Genomic DNA, 20,013 nt, shown 5'->3' with positions numbered 1-20,013 from the left:
GTTTTCCAGTACCTTACACGACGTCGTCGCGGTCACCCTTGCCGCAGGTCACCCTCCGGGGCCGGGTGCCGTCGCACATCCGTCGCTGAGTCGCTCAAACGAAAAGGACCTTCCATGGTTGCTGCACAGAAAACCTCTTTCGCCTTCATCGCCGCCTCGTGGGCGGCCTTGCTGCTTGGCAGCGCCGCCTACCTGATCGGGCTATGGAACGCCCAGATGCAGCTCAACGAAAAGGGGTACTACTTCACCTTGCTGCTGTTCGGCTTGTTCACTGCGGTGTCGCTGCAGAAAAGCGTGCGTGACCGCGCCGATGGCATCGCAGTCACCGGGTTGTACTACGCGATCTGCTGGTTTTCCCTGCTCGCCGCGCTGTTGCTGCTGGCGGTCGGTCTGTTCAATGCCACCTTGCTGCTGAGCGAGAAAGGCTTCTACGCGATGGCGTATGCGCTCAGCTTGTTCGGTGCGGTCGCGGTGCAGAAGAACACGCGCGACGCGCTGGATCCGGCGGGTGCGCCCCCAATCCCGCGCTCTGTCAACGACTGAGGCGACCGTGGTCAGCCACCGCGTTCAGCGGTGGCGTGCTGGGTCGGCGCTGCTGTCGCGCGCGCCCACCATGTCGGCAGCGTTTTCCCAGGCACGTCGCACCGCATGCCGGGCCTTGCTCCAGCTCAACGAACTGGTGCCACGCTGATTGTCCCAATCGCGATGCAGCTCTGCTTCGACCTGATCGTAGGCACGAGCGAAGTCGCGTACGCGTGCTTCGTGGCCGGCCAGATAGGCGGCTTCATAATCCTCGAAGCGCTCACCGTCGGCGTAGTACGGCTCCTCGGTGAAGCGTTCGCGCCAGTAGTTGGACACGTTCTGATTGCGGTCCTCGTCGGGTGCGCGGCCGGGAATTTGATAAGGCACGTTCATGCTTGTCTCCGCGATGCGTGGTGTCTGGTTACCGTAGGTCGCCAGGTGTTAAGCCATTGCCAGCCGAGGTGACGGTGGCATCAACGACGGGGTTCGTTACGTTGCCGCCGAAGCGGCCTCGTAAGGCAAGGGCGTGCCGCCAGCGGATTGCACCGCGGGCTCGGCAGCCTGCAATGCCGTTTCGTCGGCATCCAGCACCACCAACACGCGGCCGGCCTCGATCTCAGCTTCGAACTGGCGTCGCACCGGATCGGGCACGGTGGCGCCGACCAAGGCCGACGACCAACTACCGACCAAGGCGCCCGCCAAGGCCATCACGCCCACACCCGCGATGGTCAGGCCGATCGGCGGCACCGCCACAGCGACCAGTCCGGCGACCAGACCTGCAGCGCCGCCGGTGGCGGCACCGCGGGCGGCCGCCGGCAGGAAGTCGGTCTTGGCTTCCTTGCGTTCATCGGGAACGGCCTGCAACTCGATATCCGAGCGGGCGATCAGCGACAAGCCGTCGTTGTCGATCCCCGCGGCGCGTGCTGCCTGAAGCACTTGCTGGGCAAGCTCGACCGACGGCGTGCTGTAGACCCGACGCAGCTTCATGGCAACCTCCCGCGGAATGAGAGCGGCAGCGTCCAGCGGCTGCGGTTACCGGGCAGTGAGCGCCTTGCGAGCGCAGCGCGAAGACGCTCAGGCGGCTTTGCGTGGAAACGCGTAGAAGCCGCAGCCCACCAGCAAGGCCAGACCGGCGGCGGCCAGGTTTTGCCAGCTGGCACTGGCGAGCAGGCCCAACGAGAGCAGCACGGCTGCCAGCGGAATCAACGGTCCGCCGGGTAACCGCAAGGCACCAGGACGCTGCCGATAGCGACGCGCCAGCACGATCACCGCCGCGGCGGTGCCGATGTAGGCGAACAACCGGGTCACCATCGACAGCAATGCCAACTGAGTGAACGAGCCGGACAAGGCCAGTGCCAGCGACAGCACGCCTTGGGTCAGCACCGCCGCCGCCGGCGTATGGAATCGCGGATGCACGCGGGCCAGAAACGCCGGGCCGTAGCCATCGCGCGCCAGTGCGAACAGGAAACGCGGGCCCAGCATCACCGTATTGCTGGTCGTGCCCAGGATCGAGATGGTGGCACCCACGGTCAGCAGCAGTGCCAGCGCTGGTCCGCTGAAGCGGCTGGCGGCGTCGGCCAATGGCGTCTGCGAGCCGGCGAGGTTGGGCAAGGTACCCTGCGCGACGACCTGGACGGCGGCGTAGATCAGCGTCACGGTCACGATCATGGTGATCAAGGCGAATGGCACGTCGCGCCGCGGGTTGCGGTACTCGCCGGCGGCCGCCGGGATATTTTCGAAGCCGGCGTAGGCGAACAGCAGCAGCAAGGCCGCTTCGCCGAGGTTGCCGAGGTCGCGCAGATCGGGCGTGGCACCGGAAAACGCCCACGACCAGTCCACGTAGAACAACCCGATCGCCACGAACAGCAGCAACGGCAGCAGCTTGCCGATCACCAGCGCGATCCCGGTGCGCGTCGCCGACTTCACCCCGATCACATTGACCGCGGTCAGCAGACCGAGCGAACCGACCACGACCAGCAAACGCGCGCTGCCATCGACACCGGCACTGGGCCAGAACCGCGCCACCGCATCGGCCAGGCCATTGCTCAACGCCGCGGCCGAGCTGATGCGGGTGAGCCAGATCATCCAGCCGATCTGAAAGCCGACGAACGGCCCGAAGGCTTCGCGGGTGTACAAGTAGCTGCCGCCGGGCGTGTCGAAATAGCTGGCGGCCTGCGCATAGCACAGCACCAGCAGGGCGACCGCCAGGCCGGCCAGCAGCACCGCCCACAGACTCATCGGGCCTAGCAGCGCCGCGGTGGCGGCCGGCAATAGGTAGATGCCGCTGCCGATCACGTCGTTGATCGACAGGCCAACGATCTGCCAACGACTGACCGCGCGCAGCAAGGTCGGTGCGTTGTCGTTGTCGTTGCTCATCGGTCGCGCTCCAGCGCCGGCAGCTGCCACTGGGCCTGCAAGCGTGCGTACTCGGCCTGTGGCAACAACACGAACAGCGGTGCCTGCTCCGGCCGCAACCACGCCAACAGGCGGCGCATGTCCGCGGCCGCCATCGCGGTGCAGCCCGCCGTGACCTGGCCGGGCGTTTGCCACAGATGGGCAAAGATGCAGCTGCCGCGCTCCGGCAGCGCATGCGGATTGTGGGCGATCACGAAACCCTCGCGATAGCGCAGGTCGCCGGGCGTCTTCAGATCCAGTCGCATCGGTTCGGTCGAGCCAGCGACCGCTGACTGGCCTACGTTGCGAGCGTCGACGATGCGGTTGTACAGCGGCGAGCTGGGCACATCCATGCAGTAATGCTCGGCGGTCATCGCCTGGTAGGGCATGGCACTGTCGATTCGCGGCGCGGCACCGAACGCGGTGCCGATGGCGAACACCCCGGCCGGGCTGCGGCCATCGCCTTCGCGCTTCTGCGGCCCCTGCGACTGCGCGGGATGCAGTCCCTCGCCCCAGGCGCTGCCCTGCCGGCCCAACGCGACGGCGAAGGCCGGTGCGACCGCCTGCCACCGGCCTGCGACGCGGCGGAAGGTCTGCAGACGGCCCTGAGTGCTGTTCCAGTCCGGTGTGGTCACCACGACCAGCGCCTGGGCGTTGGTCAACGCCGGCACCGGCTCGGCTGCAGCGGTGCCGGCCATGCAGGCGGCGAGGAGTGGCAGCAGCAGGATGCGGTGCAAGAAACGAAATGACATGCAGAGCTCCGAAGGTCGGCGACGATGCGGGCGCGGTGACGACGCCGTGGCCATGCGCCAGCATGCTGTCGGTCATTGGTGCTGACGGCCTTGCAGACTACTGTAACCAGCAATGGCGGCCTGCGGCAGTGGCAGGTTCTGCAGCGGCTACACGTTCAGTGGTTGCAGGCCGTCGATGCGCACAATTCCCAGGCCAGGCGCGTCGGCGAGATGGATGTGTGCGCGATCGAAGCGCGCACCGCCGTGGACCGGGTCGCACTGCGCCAGCGCCGGCGCATCCAGGTCCACCTTGTCGATGCTGCCGGCCTTGGCCACCGCCAGATGCGCGGCGGCCGCAGCGCTGATGCTCGACTCGATCATGCAGCCCATCATGCAAGGCATGCCGTAAAGGGCAGCGATGTCGGCACTGCGAATCGCATTGGACAGGCCGCCGCTCTTCATCAGTTTGATATTGACGATGTCGGCCGCGCGGCGCTGGATCAGCTCGATCAGCTGGCGCGGCGAAAATGCGCTTTCGTCGGCCATGACCGGCGTATGCACCCGTGCAGTGACAAAGGCCAGTCCGTCGATATCGGCGGCCTTGACTGGCTGCTCGACCAGTTCCAGCACTACGCCGGCGGCCTCCAGTCTCTGCAGCGCCTGCACGCTCTGCTTGGCGGTCCAGCCCTGGTTGACGTCCAGCCGCAGCTGGGCGCGGCCATGCACGGCGGCATGGATTGCTTGCACGCGGGCGATGTCGGCGGCGACCTCGGTGCCGACCTTGATCTTCAGCGCGGTGTAGCCCTGTTCCACGGCGGCGCAGGCATCGGCAACCATCTGCTCGGCAGCGTTGACGCTGATGGTGACGTCGGTGCGCAGCTGTGGTGTGCCGCCGCCGAGCATCCGGTACAGCGGGGCGCCATGCAGTTGCGCCCACAGGTCGTACAGCGCGATCTCCACCGCGGCCTTGGCACTGGTGTTGTGCTGCAGCGCTCCCTGCACCAGCGCGCACAGCCGATTCAGATCGGCCACGTCCTGGCCGATCAGCCGCGGTGCCAGCTGCTGGCCGATTGCCGCGACGATGGCGCCATGGGTGTCGCCGGTGATCGGTGCGGTGGCCGCTGCCGCGCCATGGCCGGTATGGCCGCTGTCGGTATGCAGCGACAGCACCACATCCTCGATCGCCTGCACCGTGCGCAGCGCGGTCTTGAACGGCGTGCGTAAGGGCACGCGCAACATGCCGAGCTGAAAGCCGGTGATCTTCATGGCGATGGCGACATAGGCGTGGAGGTGGTCGGAAGAATGCGCTGCAGCGAGGTGATGCGATCCACGAAGGGCCTGCCGTCATCGCCGAGCAAGGCCAGCAGCGGCGTGACCACGACGCCGTTCCAGGCCGCGCGCTGCACGTGGCCATCCGCAGTGCGGTAGCTGGCACCGGCGGTGTCGTGGATGACCCAGGGCGCACCGTCCTGTTGGCCGATCACCAGCATGACATGACCGGGGATATGCACCAGATCGCCGACCTGCAGCTGCGCCAGTTGCCGCAGCCGCTGCGACCGCGGTGCCTGCGCATCGAAGGGCAGCCGTTGCAGCAGCGGGCTGCGCGCCTGATCGCCGGTGTTGCGCGGCAGGGCGATGCCCAGGCTGCGGTAGACATCGAGGACGAATCCGCTGCAATCGCGGGCATCGTAGTCGTTGCCCCAGCCATAGCGCTCGCCGAGAAACTTGAAGGCCTGGCGCAGCAACGCCGCGTCGCTTGCCGGCAGGGGCCCCGGTTGCACATCGGCGGCGCGCGGGATCAGTGCCGGCACCAGCTGCAGCCGGCCGTCGGCGGCACGGCGAGGCAGCTGCACCACGTAGGCGGCCAGCGGCAGTTGCCCATTGACCGGCTGTTGCGCTGGCCAATCGCGCAGCCAGGGCAAGGCGGTCCCCATATCCAGCGTCAGCGCCGACACATCCGCTTGCTCGGGCGTGTAGACGCTACTGACGCGTGCGCCGGTGACCACCAGTCGCGGTGTGCGTTGCGCATAGTCCAGCACCTGCGCACGCGTGCCCACGGCGAGCTGGTCGCTGGCGATCCAGGCGGCGTAGTTGGCCGATTGCACGAATGCCCAGGCGCCATCGGCGCTGTGATGCAGGATCGCCACCGGCGTGCCGGGATACAAGGCCGATTCCTGGAAGCGATCGATGTCGCGCTCGCCTGGGCGGGTGAACACCCGCTGCGTGGTGGGAAACCGACGCAAGGCAGCGCGCCGCACCACCAACGCATACGCAGGTTGCACGCCAGTGGGAATCGCATCCAACGCTAACGCCTGTTGCAGTGCGGCCAGCCGATCGGACCCCAGCGCGCGGCCATCGTCGTCGTAGAGCGCACGCGTCGGCGTTGCCGAACGCGTCTGGATGCGCGCGCGGACCTGCGCGCCGGGCAACTGCTGCGGCAAGGCATCCAGCGCCTGCATGGAGGCATCTTCCTGCAGCAGGCGGGCGTTGAAGGCCGCGATCTGGTCGGCCTGCAGGCGCACCTGCTGCGCCGCCGGCGCACGGGCGATCCAACTGTCGGCCTGCAGCTGCGTCGGCTGCAGCGCGAACACCGGCGGCGTGTCGGGTGTGGCCGCAGCCGCCTGTTCGGCTGCGCCGATCCACAGGACCAGGCTCAGAAGCAGTAGGCGAAGCGGGCGAGCCGGCACGGCGATCTCCAGGCGATGAGAGCACGCCAGCGAACCGGCGGCCAAGCCGCTAGTCTAGTCGGGTTGGCGCCGACCGGCCCGGCGCAGGCAGGCGACTGGATTGCCTGCGATGGCGCATGGCCGGCATGCCGTTGTCGCAGGAGATGTCGATGCCGTTGGATCCGCTGCTCTGGCACCGTCGCTGGCCGCGCGCCGCGCTGTGTCTGGCGCTGTTGGCGCTGGTCGCATGCACACACGCGCCGCCACGCAACCCCTTGGCGACCTGGGTGCCTTCGGACAATCACGATCTACGGCGGCCGATCCTGATCGTGCTGCATTTCACCGATCAGCAATCGGTGGAGCAGAGCCTGCGCACGCTGCGCGGCCGCAACAGCGGCGGACCGGTCAGTGCGCATTACCTGATCGGCAAGGACGGACGGCGCTATCAACTGGTCAGCGACCAGGCGCGTGCCTGGCATGCAGGTGCCGGTCGCTGGGGCAGCATCACCGACGTCAATTCGGCCTCGATCGGGATCGAGCTGGACAATGATGGCCATACGCCGTTCGCCGATGCGCAGATCGACAGTCTGTTGGTGTTGTTGGACGACCTCTGCCGGCGCCTGCGCATTCCGCGCAGCCAGATCGTCGGCCACGAAGACGTGGCGCCGACGCGCAAGAACGATCCCGGCCCGTTGTTCCCGTGGAACCGGCTGGCCGAGGCCGGTTTCGGACGCTGGCCCAGTGCCGATGCGCCGCCGCCGCCGGCCGATTTCGATCCCTGGCAGGCGCTGGCGTTGCTGGGCTATAGCCTGGACGATCCAGCCGCCACGCTACGGGCCTTCCATCATCACTTCCGCGGCAGCGATGCACCCACGCTGGACGCAGAGGATCTGCGCATCCTGCATGCATTGACCGCTCCGCTGCGGCTGCCGCCCAGCACCGACGGGCCGACCAAGGAGGGCGAGGGCGCATGAGCGCTGTCACCGTCGTGGCCTGCGCTCTGGCGCGCGCTGCCACGCTGCGCGGCGCGTTGGCTGGCGCTACCCCCGCGACCGCGCGGCGGCAGCGCTCCATCCGGCGTCACTGCCGGTCCTGGGCACGTGTACTGGTGCCGTTGCTATGCCTGGCGTGGGTTGCACCGGCGGCTGCGGTCCAGGTCTCGCCGGCACACAGCGCAGCCGAGGCCGGGTTGGTCGACGTACACACGCTGGCGCCGACCGCGGTGATGGAGATGCGCTACGCGAGTGGCAATAACTTCACCGGCCGCGTCGTGCCTGGTTACGCGGCGCCAGTCTGCTATCTGCTGCGCCCGGCTGCCGACGCACTGGCGCGGGTCGCACGCACGCTGGACGCCGAAGGGCTACGTCTGCAGGTGTTCGACTGCTACCGGCCGGTGCGGGCGGTACGCGCCTTCGTGGCCTGGGCGGGCGACCTGCGGGAACAATCCGGCAAGGCGCAATACTACCCACGGGTGGACAAGCAGGCCTTGCTCGGCGACTACATTGCCGAGACCTCCGGGCACAGCCGCGGCGCGACCGTCGATGTTGGCCTGCTGGATTGTCGCCACGGCCCGTGCCAGCCACTGGACATGGGGACCGGATTCGACTTCTTCGACATACGGGCGCATACCGATGCCGACGGCCTCAGCGCCGCGCAGCGCGGCAACCGTCAACGCTTGCTGCGGGCGATGGCCGCCGAAGGCTTCGTGAACTATCCACTGGAATGGTGGCATTTCACCTTGCGTCCGGAGCCGACGCCGGACACTGCCTACGACGTGCCGATTCCTTAGCGCGTGTGATGTCCGTCGAGGTGAGTGCTTCCCGAAGGGTTGGCCGTCAGTGGCACGGTGCGGGCGGCGCGCCGCTTGCCTCGGCGCCAGCCACCGGCGCCACGCAGCACCCGCTCCGCACCGCTGACAGCCAAACGCATCTCATCTCAACGTGCATCACACGCACTAGCGGATCAGCGGCCGTCGCGGCCATGTGCGGTTGGTCGCGTGCGGTGCGCGGGGAGACTCCCTCCGTGCAGGCGCTGCGGTCGACGGCCAAGCGCCCCGGCCGTTGCATGGCAAGCCCGGTCAGCAGCGTCTATCGCAACACGCGCAACGCTCCCACATACACGTTCCAGAGGACCTTCCGATGTCAGAGCCCGAACGCTTCGTCGATATCGCCTGCCCCTACTGCGGGGAGTGGATCACGCTGACGCTGGACCTGTCCGGTGGCGACCAGCAGTACATCGAGGACTGCCAGGTCTGCTGTCGTCCCATCACGGTGGACGTGCGCTGGGACGAGGAGGGCGATGCCGTGGTCGCTGCACGCAGCCAGGACGACGCCTGAGACCAGGTGCGCCCGGTCGGTCCAGCAGACGCGGCGTGGTCGCTGTCGTGGCGTGGCGTGGCCGCTAGACTGGTAGGCCCCACCTGGAGTCGCCGATGAATCTGCCCTTGCACTTTGGTCTGCTCGGTTCGTTGGAAGCAGGCTTGATCGCGTTTGCATTGGGCGTGCTGCTGTTTGCGCTGGTCGAGCGTGTGGGCCGCCGGCTGCAGTTCACCCATGGCCATGTGCTGGGCATCGCCTTCCTGCTGACGGTGGCGATCGGCGCTGCCTACGATATCTGGAACCTGCTCTACACCAGCATCGTGCGGCTGGAGTCGCCGCTGTACGCACGGTTGGCATTGGCCAAGATCCACGACCCCAACGAACTGGGCTCGCGCGTGGTGCTGGAAGTGGTCGGTGCGATCGCGGGTGTCGCCCTGGGTTGGCGTTTGTTCAGTTCCATCCATCGCGCAGACGATGACGGCGATGCCTGAAAAACGGCGGAAAACTGCGGTAGTTGTCGCAAATTCGCCGCGGTTTGAATGGGGCGTTTCGTTTTGGTTCACCGGGCGGTAACGAGGGCGGTAACGGCAAACATCGGGGGTGTGGTTAAGAGGATGTTCCGCGTCCGATTGCGACAGGTTGGGTGTTCATGCGTGCTGGGTAGGGTGAAGCCATGTGCGGAAACACCGCGCATTCCCAAGCACAGGAGACCACCCGATGAAGAATCGCAACCGCACCTCGCTGATCGCCGCTACCGCTGCCCTGGCCGCTGCGTTGGCCCTGCCAGCGATGGCGCAGAGCACGTCGCCGGACGCCGCTGCGCAGTCCGGTAGCTCGGCTACCTCGGCGCAGTCCAGTGGCGCCCGCTCCGGCGGCGGCCAGACCTGGGCCAGCGTGGACACCGACAGCGATGGCGCCATCAGCAAGCAGGAAGCTCAGGTCAATGCCGGTCTGGCACAGATTTTCGATCAGGCCGACAGCAACGCCGATGGCAAGCTGACGCCTGACGAATACAAGGCGTTCGTGGCCAAGCAGCAGGGTGGCGGCGGTGCGGCCGGCAATTCCGGTTCGCAGAGCAACGGCAACTAAGCCGCTGCCGTTGCACAACGTTGCGTCCGCGCCACAGGCGTGACGCAACGGATCGCGCAGGATGGATTGCGGGAGCGCTCTGCCAGGGGCGCTCCCGCTGCGTTGACTAGCAGCGCGCTAGGCTGGCGATCTTCTGCATGGAGCACGGCCATGTCGCTGCGCAGCTATTTGTTGATCGGCATGTTGGCGCTTCCCGCGGCACAGGCGGCACCACCGCCATTGACACCGATCGACGCCACTGCAGTGTCGCCCGTACCGGCAATACCTGGCACGCCACCGCCCGGCACCCCACCGATCGCTCCGCTGCCGGTCGAGCCCCCGCCGCCCGCAACCACGTCGTTGCTGCCCGGCGTTCCGGCGACGCAAGCGGCACCGAAGGGCGGTAGCGAGGCGGCGGCATTGCCACAGACCGGCAGCCTGGTCCCACGTACCTTCCGTAGCCTGGATCTGGACGGCGATGGCTATCTGACCGCCAGCGAGGCCGCCGCCGACCCGGTGCTGCGGGAGCGTTTCAGCGCATTCGACCGCAACGGTGACGGGCAACTGTCACGCGACGAATTCGCCCAGTACCAGCCCGGCCCGGGCAACGCTGCGGGCGACTAGCGCGGCAGGCGTACCGCGGTCGCTGGCGGCGCTGCGCAGCCCGGCTGCAGGCTCTACACTTGCGCGATGACAGCCATTGCACAACGCGAGCACCAGGCGATCCAACTGGTGGGATTCGACGGCGACGACACGCTGTGGAAGAGCGAAGACTATTACCGTGCCGCGGAAGCCGACTTCGAGGCCATCCTGGCCGAGTACCTCGACCTGGGCGATAGCCGCATGCAGCAGCATTTGCTGGCGGTGGAGCGGCGCAATCTGAAGATCTTCGGCTACGGTGCCAAGGGCATGACCTTGTCGATGATCGAGACGGCGATCGAGTTGACCGATGCACGCATCGGCGCGCGCGACATCCAGCGCATCGTCGAGATCGGCCGCGCCACCCTGCAGCACCCGGTAGAGGTCATCGCCGGCGTGCGCGAGGCAGTGAGCGCGATCGCTGCCGACCATGCGGTGGTGCTGATCACCAAGGGCGATCTGTTCCATCAGGAGCAGAAGATCGCCCAGTCCGGCCTGGCCGACCTGTTCCCGCGCATCGAGGTGGTGTCGGAAAAGGATCCGCAGACCTATGCACGCGTGCTGGCCGAATTCGATCTGCCGCCGCAGCGCTTTGTGATGATCGGCAATTCGTTGCGCTCGGACGTGGAGCCGGTGCTGGCCATCGGCGGCTGGGGCATCTACACCCCGTATGCGGTGACCTGGGCGCACGAACAGGACCATGGCGTGGCCGCCGATGCACCGCGCCTGCGCGAGGTGCCGGCTGCGGCCGGCTGGCCGCAGGCCGTACGCGAGCTGGAGGCGATGGCGCGCACGCTGCCGCGCGCGTGATCGCGCGGGTGGCAGCATGCAGTGGGTCACATACCGCACGCCGGTGGTATGCGATCGCTGTTTCAGCGGCTCCAGCGCGCTCGGCGTACCGCAGCCGAGGGTGTCGGTGCCGCCGCTGCCGCCGGCGCCTGCAGCGGTCGGGCCGGACCTGAGCGCTCTCTTGGCGCGAATCGGCTGGCAAGACTGCGCACGCAGAACGCTGCGGCGCTGCCGGTGCCGCGTCGATCGCATGGCCTGACAGCAGCGCAGGCATCCGGCATCATTCGGACATGCCTGAGTACGCGCACTGGTTGCGGCTGTTTCCGTTGGTGGCGGCGCTGCTGCTGCCGGCCCTGGCGTCTGCGCAGACCGCCGTGCCAGCCGCCACTGCCGCCGACGCGCCAGCGGTCATGCCTGGTACCGGCGATGCCTGGGTGGACCAGCACCTGACCGACATCGGCAGCTACGCACAACGTTACCCCGACAGTTTCCTGGACGAGCTCGCGCGCTACGCCGGTGTCAGCCGTGGCTATGCGCAGGCGCTGTTGCAGGCCCATGGCTGGCATGCCGGGGATATCTACTTCGCCTGTGTCTGGGCGCAGATCGTGCAGCTGTCCTGTCGCGATAGCGTGCGTGCCTATAGCCGCGACCACCACGACGGCTGGCAAGGGGTCATCACGCGCCTGCCGGTGGCGCCGGACACTCTGCACCTGCGCGCGCTGCGCCAGGCGATCGTCGCCAGCTACGACCGCTGGGATCGGCCGATCCGGCTGGATCCGCTGCTCCGGCAGCAGCTGGGCGACCGCGCGCAACGGCTGGAGGCCGCGCGCGAGGCCAGCGAGGCGGCCGAGGCGGCGGTAGAGGCAGGGCTGTAGCGCTCCCATCGTGGCCGCAAGACGGTTGGCGCTGCCTGCGCATGTCTGGTGGGCGCGCATCAGCGTGTTGCCGTGCAGCTGGTCGTGGCCGGTCGTGGTCGGCGAGAATGGGACAACGCCGGCGTGGCCGGCTCTGCCAAGACCGTCCCGATGCGCGACACCGTGTTCGTCTCTCCCGACCAGATCCGTAGCCTGTTCGCACAGGCGATGTCGGACATGTATCGCGCCGAAGTGCCGCTCTACGGCGACTTGATGGCGCTGGTCGCGCAGGTCAATGCGCAAACCTTGCAGGCCGACCCGGCGCTGGCCGAGCGGCTGCAGCGCAACGACGAGCGTGCCCGCCTGGATCTGGAGCGGCATGGCGCCATCCGGGTCGGTACCGCGCAGGAACTGGCCACGCTGCGGCGCCTGTTCGCGGTGATGGGCATGCATCCGGTCGGCTACTACGACCTGTCGGTGGCGGGCGTGCCGGTGCATTCGACTGCCTTCCGCCCGATCGACGATGCGGCGCTAACGGCCAATCCGTTCCGTGTATTCACCTCGCTGCTACGCCTGGAACTGATCGAGGATGCGGCATTGCGTGCGCAGGCGGCGCAGATCCTGGCGCAGCGGCAAATCTTCACCGACGGTGCGCTGGCCTTGATTGCCCGCCACGAACGCGACGGTGGGCTGGATGCAGAGGCGGCGCGCAGCTTCGTCGCCGAGGCGCTGGAGACCTTCCGCTGGCATGGCGATGCCACCGTATCGCGACAGACGTATCAGGCCCTGAGCCAGGCGCACCGTTTGATCGCCGACGTGGTGAGCTTCCACGGCCCGCACATCAACCATCTGACGCCGCGTACGCTGGATATCGATGCGGCGCAGGCGCAGATGCAGCAGGCCGGCATCGAGGCCAAGGCGGTGATCGAAGGGCCACCGCGGCGTCAGGTGGCCATCCTGTTGCGGCAGACCAGCTTCAAGGCGCTGGAAGAGCCGGTGCGCTTCGTCGGCGACGGCGGCCAGGCCGAGGCCGGTACCCATACCGCGCGTTTCGGCGAGATCGAGCAACGCGGTCTGGCGCTGACGCCCAAGGGGCGCGCGCTGTACGACACACTGCTGGCGCAGGCGCGCGAAAGTGAGGGGGCGGGCAGTACCGATGCCGGCTATGCCGCGCGCCTGCAGGCGGCCTTCGCTGCGTTCCCCGACGATGAAGCCACGCTGCGACACGAAGGCTTGGGCTATTTCCGTTACCGCATGACCGACGCCGGTCGCGGCGCGCGGGCGCAGGTGGCCGCGCTGCCGACCGAGGCGGCGATCGCCGCCGGTCTGGTGCGGGCCGACCCGATCATCTACGAGGATTTCCTGCCCGTCAGTGCGGCCGGCATCTTCCAATCCAACCTCGGTGGTGCCGAACAACGCGCCTATGCCGCGCACGCGAGCAAGCGCGAATTCGAGCAGGCGCTGGGTGCCGCGGTCGCCGATGAATTCGCCTTGTATGCGCAGCTGGAGCAGGCCTCGCTGCAGGCCTTGCGCAGCTGACCCCACTGGCCGATCGCGTTGCGACAATGGCGGCAGCAGGCGGGGCATGACGCGCCGCCGCCGCTGCAGACGCGGTGCTTGGGAACCGCTGTTCACATCACCGGCGCGATTGCGCGCGCGCAGCCGCCATCGGTGCTTTAGGACGCCCCGCAGGCCGCCGCACGCGCCTGCAGGAACGCCTTGTCGCTGGCGTTGCCAGCCAAGGCGGCCGCGTCCAGGAAGGCCGCTTGCGCATCGGCGTGGCGACCCAGTCGCTGCAATAGATCGCCGCGAACGCTGGACAGCAGGTGATAGCCATGCAGGCTGCCATCCGCACGCAATGCATCGACCAGCGCCAGTCCAGCCGCCGGCCCGTCGGCCATGGACACGGCAACGGCGCGGTTGAGCGCGACCACCGGTGAGGGATGACGCTCCAGCAGGTGCGTGTAGAGCGTGGCGATGCGCGCCCAATCGGTGTCTTCGGCACGGGCGGCGGTGGCGTGGCAAGCGGCGATCGCTGCCTGCAGCGCATAGTTGCCGTCACCGCCTCGCAGCTGTTGCGCGCGCGCCAACGCCGCCAGTCCCAGCGCGATCAACGCGGGATTCCAGCGGCGACGATCCTGTGCCAGCAACAGCACTGGCTGGCCGTCGGCATCGCTGCGGGCGTCGCTGCGCGAGGCTTGCAGCGCCATCAAGGCCTGCAGCGCATGCACCTCGGCGGCGGCCGGCATTTGCTCGGCCAGCACGCCGGCCAACCGCAGGGCTTCCGCGCACAGCGCCGGGCGTTGCGCATCGTCGCCGCTGCTGGCGGCATAGCCTTCGTTGAAGATCAGATACAGCACTTCCAGCACCGATGCCACGCGTGCCTGGCGCTCGATGCCATGCGGTACTTCGAACGGCACCTGCTTGTCGGCGAGCGTGCGCTTGGCGCGCACGATACGCTGGGCGATCGTGGCTTCTGAAACCAGGAAGGCGCGGGCGATCTGATCGGTCGTCAGACCGCCGAGCAGGCGCAAGGTCAGCGCGACGCGGGCGTCGGTGCCGAGCGATGGATGGCAGGCCACGAACATCAGCCGCAGCAGATCATCGCCCAGGTCTTCGTCCGGATCGATGGCCGCCGCGTCCTGCGCCTGCTGGTCGCAGGCCAGTGCGTCGCCCAGGGCGGCCTGCTTGCGGTGCTGCAACTGCCGCTGCCGCAGCCGGTCGATGGCGCGATGGCGCGCGGTGGTGGTCAGCCAGGCAGCGGGATTGTCGGGGACGCCGCTGCGTGGCCAATGTTCCAGCGCTGCCAGCAAGGCTTCCTGCGCCATGTCTTCGGCCAGCCCCACGTCACGCAGCTGGCGCGCCAAGGCACCGATGATGCGTGGCGCCTCGCGGCGCCACACCGTTTCCAGCAATGCGTGCACATCCGACGATCGGGCCATGGGCGTCGATCACACCACCACGACGACCCGGCGGCAAGCGGCAGCGCAGCGTCGCCATCGTCCTCAGCCGGGCGCGCCGGAACTGTGGAAGACCTCCCACAGGTGGCCATCGGGATCGGCGAAGCCGTGTTGGTACATGAAGCCGTAATCCTTGGGCTCGCTGCTGACCACGCCACCGGCGGCGCCGGCCTTGGCGACCAGCGTATCCACTTCTTCGCGACTGGCCACCGCCAGTGCGGTGATGGTCTCGGCGGCGACGCGGGTATCGCACAAGGCCTTGTGGGTGAAGCCCTGAAAGAACGGCTGCACCAGCAACATGGCGTAGATGTTCTCGCCCAGGATCAGGCAGGTGGCGTTTTCGTCGGTGTAGACCGGATTGAAGGTGAAGCCCATTGCGGTGAAGAAGGCGACCGAGCGCGGTAGCGATTCGACCGGGAGGTTGATGAAGATCTGCGTGACCATGCGATGTCCTTGGGGAATGTGGATGGAGGCGATGCGACGCGTCAGCGCGCCTGGTCGCGGCCGTTAAACAACCAGCGGATGCCGAAGCGGTCCGCGCAGATGCCGAAGCGTTCGGTCCAGAAGGTCTCGGCCATGGCCATGTGGATCTGACCGCCCGCGGCCAGGGCGGCAAACACGCGTTCGGCCTGCGCGTTGTCGTGCAGGCTCACTGCGATGGCGTCGTCGCCGTGCTGCGGGGCTGGCCGACCGGGTGCGCTATCCGATCCCATCAGCCACGGTGCCGCCGCAGTGAGGAGGGCGGCATGCAGGATGCGGTCGGACGGCGCCGCCTCGCCATCCCGACAACCGTCGCTGCCAGCATCGGCAGGCAGTGCGCATGGGTCATCAGCTGCAGCGCGCCGCCAAACACCTGTTGGTAAGGCTCGAACGCTGCGCGGCAATCGCCATCGAAGGTGAGGTAGGGCGTGACGTGCATGGATGTCTGCATGCTCAGCCCCCCAGTGTGTGGCGGAGCGCCGCTTCTTGCGCGCGTGCCTGCTCGGTGAAGGCGGCGCCGAAGTCGGCGGCCTCGTACACAGGGCGCAGCTCGATGTCGATCTGCTCGCCATCGGGATTGGGCATGCGTTGCAGCCAGCCGACCGCGTCCTCCAGCGTATCCACTTGCAGCAGCCAGTAGCCGGCGATCAGCTCGCCGTCGGGCGCGAATGGGCCGGCGGTCAGCTGGCTGCCGGCCGCGTCCAGACGCAGGCGCAGGCCGTGCGCGCTGGGCCGCAGCCCCTCGCCGCCGAGCAGGACGCCAGCAGCGACCATCTCCGCATTGAAGTCGCCCATGGCGGTGAGCAGGCGCTCACTGGGGAGTCGGCCGGACTCCGAGGCAGCGGTCGCTTTGATGAGGGCCATACAGCGCATGTGGAGCTCCTGGTCGTGGTGGATACGGTGCGCGTGAGCGCGCATTCGTGACCACGACGAACCAGACCGGCGGGAATCGACAGCGGCGAAAAACTTTTTTTTAGGCCGAATCGAACAGCATGGCCGGCTGACCGGTCATGCCCGTCGGCATCCTGTCCCGTTCGCTGGCTGACGCGCCGCCGCGCCACGGCCGCCGCGCAGCGCATACGGGTGCACGGGCGCGCAGCCACGCCAGGCCGGGCCGGCAAAGAGGGTGGGCTGCCCGGCGGCGTCAGCGCCGGGCAGCGGTGTCGGATACCAGCGTGCTCAGGGCGCCGAGGTGGCCGGCCGGCGGGAGGCGTCGCGCTCGGCCCGACGTGCGCGTGCGCGGGCACGACGGGCCTTCCAGCGCTCGCTCAGGCAGGAGAAGATCACGTACAACGCCGGGGTGCTGAGCAGGGTCAGGCTCTGCGAGATCAGCAGGCCGCCGATCATGGCGATGCCGAGTGGACGACGCAGCTCCGAGCCTTCGCCCAGCCCCACCGCCAGCGGCACCGCCGCCAGGATCGCCACCATCGTGGTCATCATGATCGGTCGGAAGCGCACGATCGAGGCTTCGCGTGCGGCGGCGCGCGCGTCCTTGCCATGTTCGCGCTGCGCCACCAACGCAAAGTCGATCATCATGATGGCGTTCTTCTTGACGATGCCGATCAGCAATACCAGTGCGATCATCGAGATCACCGACAGTTCGGTGTTGGTCACGAACAACGCCAACAGCGCGCCCATGCCGGCCGCCGGCAGGGTGGACAGGATGGTCACCGGGTGGATCAGGCTCTCGTAGAGCATGCCGAGCACGATATAGACCGTGAGCACGGCGGCCAGCAGCAGGACGCCCATCGAATTGGGATTGAGCTGCACATTGAAGCCGCCGCCGTCGCTGATGCGGATGTCGCCCGGCATGCGCAGCCCTTCGACGGTCTTCTTGATGATCAGGTCGGCCTCGCCGGTGCTGACGCCCGGTGCGAGGTTGTAGCTCAGATCCATCGTGCTGTACTGGTTGTCGTGGGTGATCTGCGGCGGCGCCAATCCCGGCACCTGGGTGGCGACGGCGGTGATCGGCACCATCTGGCCGGTGCGGTTGGGCACGAAGATCTCGTCCAGCGCCTTGGGCGTGGCGGTTTGCGAAGGCAGGGCGTTGACCACCACGCTGTACTGGTTGAGGTCGGAATAGATGGTGGAAATCGAGCGTTGACCGAAAGCGCCGTAGAGCGCGCCGTCGATCGCGCCGACCGTAATGCCCAGACGTGCAGCCTTGGCGCGGTCGATCACGATGTTCTGACGCAAGCCCGAGGTGTCCACGTCGGTGCCGACATCGCGCAGGCGTGGATTCTTCTTCAATGCGTCCTGCACCTTGGGCAGCCATTCCTGCAGCTGCGCCAGGTCGTTACCTTGCAACGAGACGCGGTACTGCGCGCCCTGGCTGGTGCCGCCGCCGCCATCGCTTGGCAGGTCCTGGATCGCGCGCAGGCGCAGGTCCAGATCCGGATAGCGATCGGCCTTGGCGCTTAGCCGCGTCACCACGTCCGCGGTACTGTCGCGCCGGCCTTCCGTGCGGCTCTTCAATTCGATGTTGAACGATGCGCTGGAACCCTGGCGGCCGGAGCCGAGGCGGGCACCGACGGTCTTGACGGCTGGGTCGGCCATCAACATGTCGGTGATGCGCCGCTGGCGGCTGACCATGTCGGCAAACGACACGGTGGCGCTGGAATTGGCGCGGCCCCAGATCAGGCCGGTGTCCTGCGGTGGAAACGACCCCTTCTGGACCGCGCCGCCCAGGAACACGGTGGCACCGATCAACAGCAGCGGCGTCAGCGACAGCAGCAAGGCGTGCCGCAGCGAGAAATCCAGCGCGACCGTGTAGACGGCGAGCATGCGCTCATGCATGCGCTCCAGCCATGCGCCGAAGCGGCTATGGCTGTGCTGCACGTCGTGCGCCGAAAGGAAACGACTGCACAGCGCCGGCGTCAACGTCAGCGAAACCAGCATCGACACCACGATCGCCGCCACCAGGGTGATGGTGAATTCGCGGAAGAAGGCGCCGACCATGCCGCTGGCGAACAGCATCGGGATGAACACCGCGACCAGCGAGGCGGTGATCGAGACGATGGTGAAGCCGATCTCGCGTCCGCCGGTCAGCGCGGCCTGCAGGCGCGGCATGCCTTCGTCGAGGTGACGCATGATGTTCTCGATCACCACGATGGCATCGTCGACCACAAAGCCAATTGCGATCACCAACGCCAGCAGGCTGAGATTGTTCAAGGTGAAGCCGAGCACGTACATCACCAGTGCCGCGCCGGCCAGCGACAGCGGCACCGTCACCGCGGCGATCAGCGTCGGTGCCAGCCGGCGCATGAACAGCGCCATGGTCAGCACCACCATCGCCAGGCTGATCATCAGCGTGACCTGCACCTCGTGCAGCGAGGCGCGAATGGTCGGGGTGCGGTCGAAATACGGAGTCAGCGTTGTACCAGGCTGCAGATAGCTGCGCAGTTCCGGGATCTCCGCTTTCACCGCATCGACGGTCTCGACGATGTTGGCGCCGGCACGGGTGAAGGCATACATCACCACTGCTGGTTTGCCGTTGAACCAGGCCGCCTGGTACGCATCCTGCTGGCCATCGTACACAGTGGCCACATCGCTCAAGCGCACGATGCGGCCGTTGGATTGCGTGGCGATCGCCAACTGCGCGAAGTCGGCGGCCTTGGCCACCGCATCGTTGGCGATGATGGCCATGGTGGTGTCGCCGTTGGACAGGAAGCCGGTCGGCGAGGTCACGTTGGCGGCACGCACCGCGTTGCGCAGGTCGTCCGGGGTCAATCCCAGTGCATTGAGCGCGCGCAGATCCACATCCACGCGCACTGCCGGCGTCGACGCGCCGGCGATGTCCACCGAGCTGATGCCGTTGATCTGCCGTATCCGCTGCGCGAGCAGCGAATCGGCGACGTTGTAGAGTTCATCGGCCGACTGCGTGTCCGAGGTCAGGGCGATGGCGATGACCGGATCATCGTTCGGGTTGGCCTTGGAATACATCGGCGTGGCCAGGCCCGATGGCAGGTCCGACTGCGCGGCATTGATCGCGGTCTGCACGTCCTGCGCCGCCGAATCGATATTGCGGCTGGTCTGGAAAATCATGAAGACCATGCTGCTGCCTTCCGAGCTGGACGAGCGCATGCGATCGATGCCGGGCAGCTGACCCAGATGGCGCTCCAGCGGCGCGGTGACGGTGGACGCCATCGTGCTGGCATCGGCGCCAGACTGAGTGGCGTGCACGAAGATCACCGGAATCTGGATATTCGGCAATGCCGCGACACCCAGCCGCAGATAGCACATCAAGCCGATCACAAACAGGCCGATCGCCAGCAGCGATGTGCCGATCGGGCGCTTGATGAAAGGCGAGGAGATGTTCATCGGAAGGCTTCCGGGGGAAGAGCCGGGATTCGGGACGAAGCCGGGTCTCGGGACTCTAGAGCCGGGACTCGGGACCCGGGACCCGGCTTCATTAAGCCTCATGCCCGCTCTCCTGCCTGTCCAGCGGCCATCGCCGCGCGGCGTACGCGCCATGCACGTACGCGTTCGCCGGCGCGTTCCATGTACAGATAGATCACCGGAGTGGTGTACAGGGTGACCAGCTGCGACAGCAGCAGGCCACCGACGATGGCGATGCCGAGCGGGCGACGCAG

22 protein-coding genes are annotated in these 20,013 nt (G+C 67.5%); 10 read left to right on the top strand and 12 right to left on the bottom strand.

Annotated elements, in window-relative coordinates; all coding sequences use genetic code 11:
• The first annotated feature begins 114 nt into the window (after positions 1–114).
• A complete protein-coding gene (gene yiaA, locus CKY51_RS10245; RefSeq protein WP_022971310.1) occupies positions 115–543 on the top strand; it encodes an inner membrane protein YiaA in 429 nt (142 codons plus the stop codon).
• Between the two features lie 24 nt (positions 544–567).
• Here the strand turns inward: yiaA and CKY51_RS10240 are convergent, their stop codons facing one another.
• The 6 genes from CKY51_RS10240 to CKY51_RS10215 form a co-directional block, all read right to left on the bottom strand.
• Complete coding sequence (locus CKY51_RS10240) at positions 568–915, bottom strand: hypothetical protein (RefSeq protein ID WP_022971309.1); 348 nt, start codon at positions 913–915, stop codon at positions 568–570.
• A gap of 96 nt (positions 916–1,011) precedes the next feature.
• The gene (locus CKY51_RS10235; RefSeq protein ID WP_022971308.1) at positions 1,012–1,509 is read right to left on the bottom strand and encodes a hypothetical protein; all 498 of its coding nucleotides are present in this window, start codon (positions 1,507–1,509) and stop codon (positions 1,012–1,014) included.
• Between the two features lie 87 nt (positions 1,510–1,596).
• Positions 1,597–2,898 (bottom strand): APC family permease, encoded by a 1,302-nt coding sequence (locus CKY51_RS10230; RefSeq protein ID WP_022971307.1) that lies wholly within the window; start codon positions 2,896–2,898, stop codon positions 1,597–1,599.
• The gene (locus CKY51_RS10225) at positions 2,895–3,614 is read right to left on the bottom strand and encodes a L,D-transpeptidase family protein (protein ID WP_152249181.1); all 720 of its coding nucleotides are present in this window, start codon (positions 3,612–3,614) and stop codon (positions 2,895–2,897) included. The genes CKY51_RS10230 and CKY51_RS10225 overlap by 4 nt, the downstream gene beginning before the upstream one ends.
• 201 nt (positions 3,615–3,815) lie before the next feature.
• A complete protein-coding gene (locus tag CKY51_RS10220; RefSeq protein ID WP_022971305.1) occupies positions 3,816–4,913 on the bottom strand; it encodes a dipeptide epimerase in 1,098 nt (365 codons plus the stop codon).
• Positions 4,910–6,340 (bottom strand): C40 family peptidase, encoded by a 1,431-nt coding sequence (locus CKY51_RS10215; RefSeq protein WP_425509511.1) that lies wholly within the window; start codon positions 6,338–6,340, stop codon positions 4,910–4,912. Before CKY51_RS10215 ends, CKY51_RS10220 begins: the two co-directional genes overlap by 4 nt.
• A 143-nt stretch (positions 6,341–6,483) precedes the next feature.
• Between CKY51_RS10215 and CKY51_RS10210 the strand changes: the two genes are divergently transcribed.
• The 9 genes from CKY51_RS10210 (at position 6,484) to hglS (ending at position 13,520) form a co-directional block, all read left to right on the top strand.
• Positions 6,484–7,287: an N-acetylmuramoyl-L-alanine amidase gene (locus CKY51_RS10210; RefSeq protein ID WP_031338861.1), complete on the top strand. Its 804-nt coding sequence runs from the start codon at positions 6,484–6,486 to the stop codon at positions 7,285–7,287.
• Entirely contained in the window at positions 7,284–8,102 is an 819-nt protein-coding gene (locus tag CKY51_RS10205) for a M15 family metallopeptidase (protein WP_081641331.1), read from the top strand. The genes CKY51_RS10210 and CKY51_RS10205 overlap by 4 nt, the downstream gene beginning before the upstream one ends.
• Before the next feature lie 349 nt (positions 8,103–8,451).
• Positions 8,452–8,649 carry a CPXCG motif-containing cysteine-rich protein gene (locus tag CKY51_RS10195; RefSeq protein ID WP_022971301.1) on the top strand — a complete coding sequence of 66 codons (198 nt, stop codon included), beginning with the start codon at positions 8,452–8,454 and terminating at the stop codon, positions 8,647–8,649.
• A gap of 95 nt (positions 8,650–8,744) precedes the next feature.
• Positions 8,745–9,122: a membrane protein gene (locus tag CKY51_RS10190; RefSeq protein WP_022971300.1), complete on the top strand. Its 378-nt coding sequence runs from the start codon at positions 8,745–8,747 to the stop codon at positions 9,120–9,122.
• Positions 9,123–9,348: 226 nt separating this feature from the next.
• The gene (locus tag CKY51_RS10185) at positions 9,349–9,720 is read left to right on the top strand and encodes an EF-hand domain-containing protein (protein ID WP_022971299.1); all 372 of its coding nucleotides are present in this window, start codon (positions 9,349–9,351) and stop codon (positions 9,718–9,720) included.
• 183 nt (positions 9,721–9,903) lie between these two features.
• Entirely contained in the window at positions 9,904–10,323 is a 420-nt protein-coding gene (locus CKY51_RS10180) for an EF-hand domain-containing protein (RefSeq protein WP_425479854.1), read from the top strand.
• A gap of 66 nt (positions 10,324–10,389) precedes the next feature.
• Positions 10,390–11,148 (top strand): HAD family hydrolase, encoded by a 759-nt coding sequence (locus CKY51_RS10175; RefSeq protein ID WP_022971297.1) that lies wholly within the window; start codon positions 10,390–10,392, stop codon positions 11,146–11,148.
• 269 nt (positions 11,149–11,417) lie between these two features.
• Positions 11,418–12,002 (top strand): hypothetical protein, encoded by a 585-nt coding sequence (locus CKY51_RS10170; RefSeq protein ID WP_022971296.1) that lies wholly within the window; start codon positions 11,418–11,420, stop codon positions 12,000–12,002.
• Between the two features lie 150 nt (positions 12,003–12,152).
• Positions 12,153–13,520 carry a 2-oxoadipate dioxygenase/decarboxylase HglS gene (gene hglS, locus CKY51_RS10165; RefSeq protein ID WP_031338856.1) on the top strand — a complete coding sequence of 456 codons (1,368 nt, stop codon included), beginning with the start codon at positions 12,153–12,155 and terminating at the stop codon, positions 13,518–13,520.
• Positions 13,521–13,657: 137 nt separating this feature from the next.
• Here the strand turns inward: hglS and CKY51_RS10160 are convergent, their stop codons facing one another.
• The 6 genes from CKY51_RS10160 to CKY51_RS10135 form a co-directional block, all read right to left on the bottom strand.
• Positions 13,658–14,923 (bottom strand): RNA polymerase sigma factor, encoded by a 1,266-nt coding sequence (locus CKY51_RS10160; protein WP_022971294.1) that lies wholly within the window; start codon positions 14,921–14,923, stop codon positions 13,658–13,660.
• Positions 14,924–14,986: 63 nt separating this feature from the next.
• The gene (locus CKY51_RS10155) at positions 14,987–15,385 is read right to left on the bottom strand and encodes a VOC family protein (protein WP_022971293.1); all 399 of its coding nucleotides are present in this window, start codon (positions 15,383–15,385) and stop codon (positions 14,987–14,989) included.
• A gap of 41 nt (positions 15,386–15,426) precedes the next feature.
• Entirely contained in the window at positions 15,427–15,594 is a 168-nt protein-coding gene (locus CKY51_RS22685; protein ID WP_238319439.1) for a VOC family protein, read from the bottom strand.
• 280 nt (positions 15,595–15,874) lie between these two features.
• Complete coding sequence (locus CKY51_RS10145) at positions 15,875–16,285, bottom strand: YciI family protein (RefSeq protein ID WP_337587714.1); 411 nt, start codon at positions 16,283–16,285, stop codon at positions 15,875–15,877.
• A 315-nt stretch (positions 16,286–16,600) separates the two neighbouring features.
• Complete coding sequence (locus tag CKY51_RS10140) at positions 16,601–19,741, bottom strand: efflux RND transporter permease subunit (protein ID WP_152249176.1); 3,141 nt, start codon at positions 19,739–19,741, stop codon at positions 16,601–16,603.
• Between the two features lie 98 nt (positions 19,742–19,839).
• A partial coding sequence (locus CKY51_RS10135) for an efflux RND transporter permease subunit (RefSeq protein ID WP_152249175.1) occupies positions 19,840–20,013 on the bottom strand: 174 nt, incomplete at its 5' end.

This window comes from Xanthomonas maliensis, assembly GCF_009192945.1.
GTDB classification, from domain to species: Bacteria; Pseudomonadota; Gammaproteobacteria; order Xanthomonadales; family Xanthomonadaceae; genus Xanthomonas; species Xanthomonas maliensis.
This window is presented reverse-complemented; position numbering and strand designations above follow the sequence as displayed.

Excerpts from the sequence above, each read along its gene's own strand:
- yiaA (WP_022971310.1), top strand. The coding sequence starts at position 115 with ATGGTTGCTGCACAGAAAACCTCTTTCGCCTTCATCGCCGCCTCGTGG.
- CKY51_RS10240 (WP_022971309.1), bottom strand. The coding sequence starts at position 915 with ATGAACGTGCCTTATCAAATTCCCGGCCGCGCACCCGACGAGGACCGC.
- CKY51_RS10235 (WP_022971308.1), bottom strand. The coding sequence starts at position 1,509 with ATGAAGCTGCGTCGGGTCTACAGCACGCCGTCGGTCGAGCTTGCCCAG.
- CKY51_RS10230 (WP_022971307.1), bottom strand. The coding sequence starts at position 2,898 with ATGAGCAACGACAACGACAACGCACCGACCTTGCTGCGCGCGGTCAGT.
- CKY51_RS10225 (WP_152249181.1), bottom strand. The coding sequence starts at position 3,614 with ATGGCCGGCACCGCTGCAGCCGAGCCGGTGCCGGCGTTGACCAACGCC.
- CKY51_RS10220 (WP_022971305.1), bottom strand. The coding sequence starts at position 4,913 with ATGAAGATCACCGGCTTTCAGCTCGGCATGTTGCGCGTGCCCTTACGC.
- CKY51_RS10210 (WP_031338861.1), top strand. The coding sequence starts at position 6,484 with ATGCCGTTGGATCCGCTGCTCTGGCACCGTCGCTGGCCGCGCGCCGCG.
- CKY51_RS10205 (WP_081641331.1), top strand. The coding sequence starts at position 7,284 with ATGAGCGCTGTCACCGTCGTGGCCTGCGCTCTGGCGCGCGCTGCCACG.
- CKY51_RS10195 (WP_022971301.1), top strand. The coding sequence starts at position 8,452 with ATGTCAGAGCCCGAACGCTTCGTCGATATCGCCTGCCCCTACTGCGGG.
- CKY51_RS10190 (WP_022971300.1), top strand. The coding sequence starts at position 8,745 with ATGAATCTGCCCTTGCACTTTGGTCTGCTCGGTTCGTTGGAAGCAGGC.
- CKY51_RS10185 (WP_022971299.1), top strand. The coding sequence starts at position 9,349 with ATGAAGAATCGCAACCGCACCTCGCTGATCGCCGCTACCGCTGCCCTG.
- CKY51_RS10175 (WP_022971297.1), top strand. The coding sequence starts at position 10,390 with ATGACAGCCATTGCACAACGCGAGCACCAGGCGATCCAACTGGTGGGA.
- CKY51_RS10170 (WP_022971296.1), top strand. The coding sequence starts at position 11,418 with ATGCCTGAGTACGCGCACTGGTTGCGGCTGTTTCCGTTGGTGGCGGCG.
- hglS (WP_031338856.1), top strand. The coding sequence starts at position 12,153 with ATGCGCGACACCGTGTTCGTCTCTCCCGACCAGATCCGTAGCCTGTTC.
- CKY51_RS10160 (WP_022971294.1), bottom strand. The coding sequence starts at position 14,923 with ATGGCCCGATCGTCGGATGTGCACGCATTGCTGGAAACGGTGTGGCGC.
- CKY51_RS10155 (WP_022971293.1), bottom strand. The coding sequence starts at position 15,385 with ATGGTCACGCAGATCTTCATCAACCTCCCGGTCGAATCGCTACCGCGC.
- CKY51_RS10145 (WP_337587714.1), bottom strand. The coding sequence starts at position 16,285 with ATGGCCCTCATCAAAGCGACCGCTGCCTCGGAGTCCGGCCGACTCCCC.
- CKY51_RS10140 (WP_152249176.1), bottom strand. The coding sequence starts at position 19,741 with ATGAACATCTCCTCGCCTTTCATCAAGCGCCCGATCGGCACATCGCTG.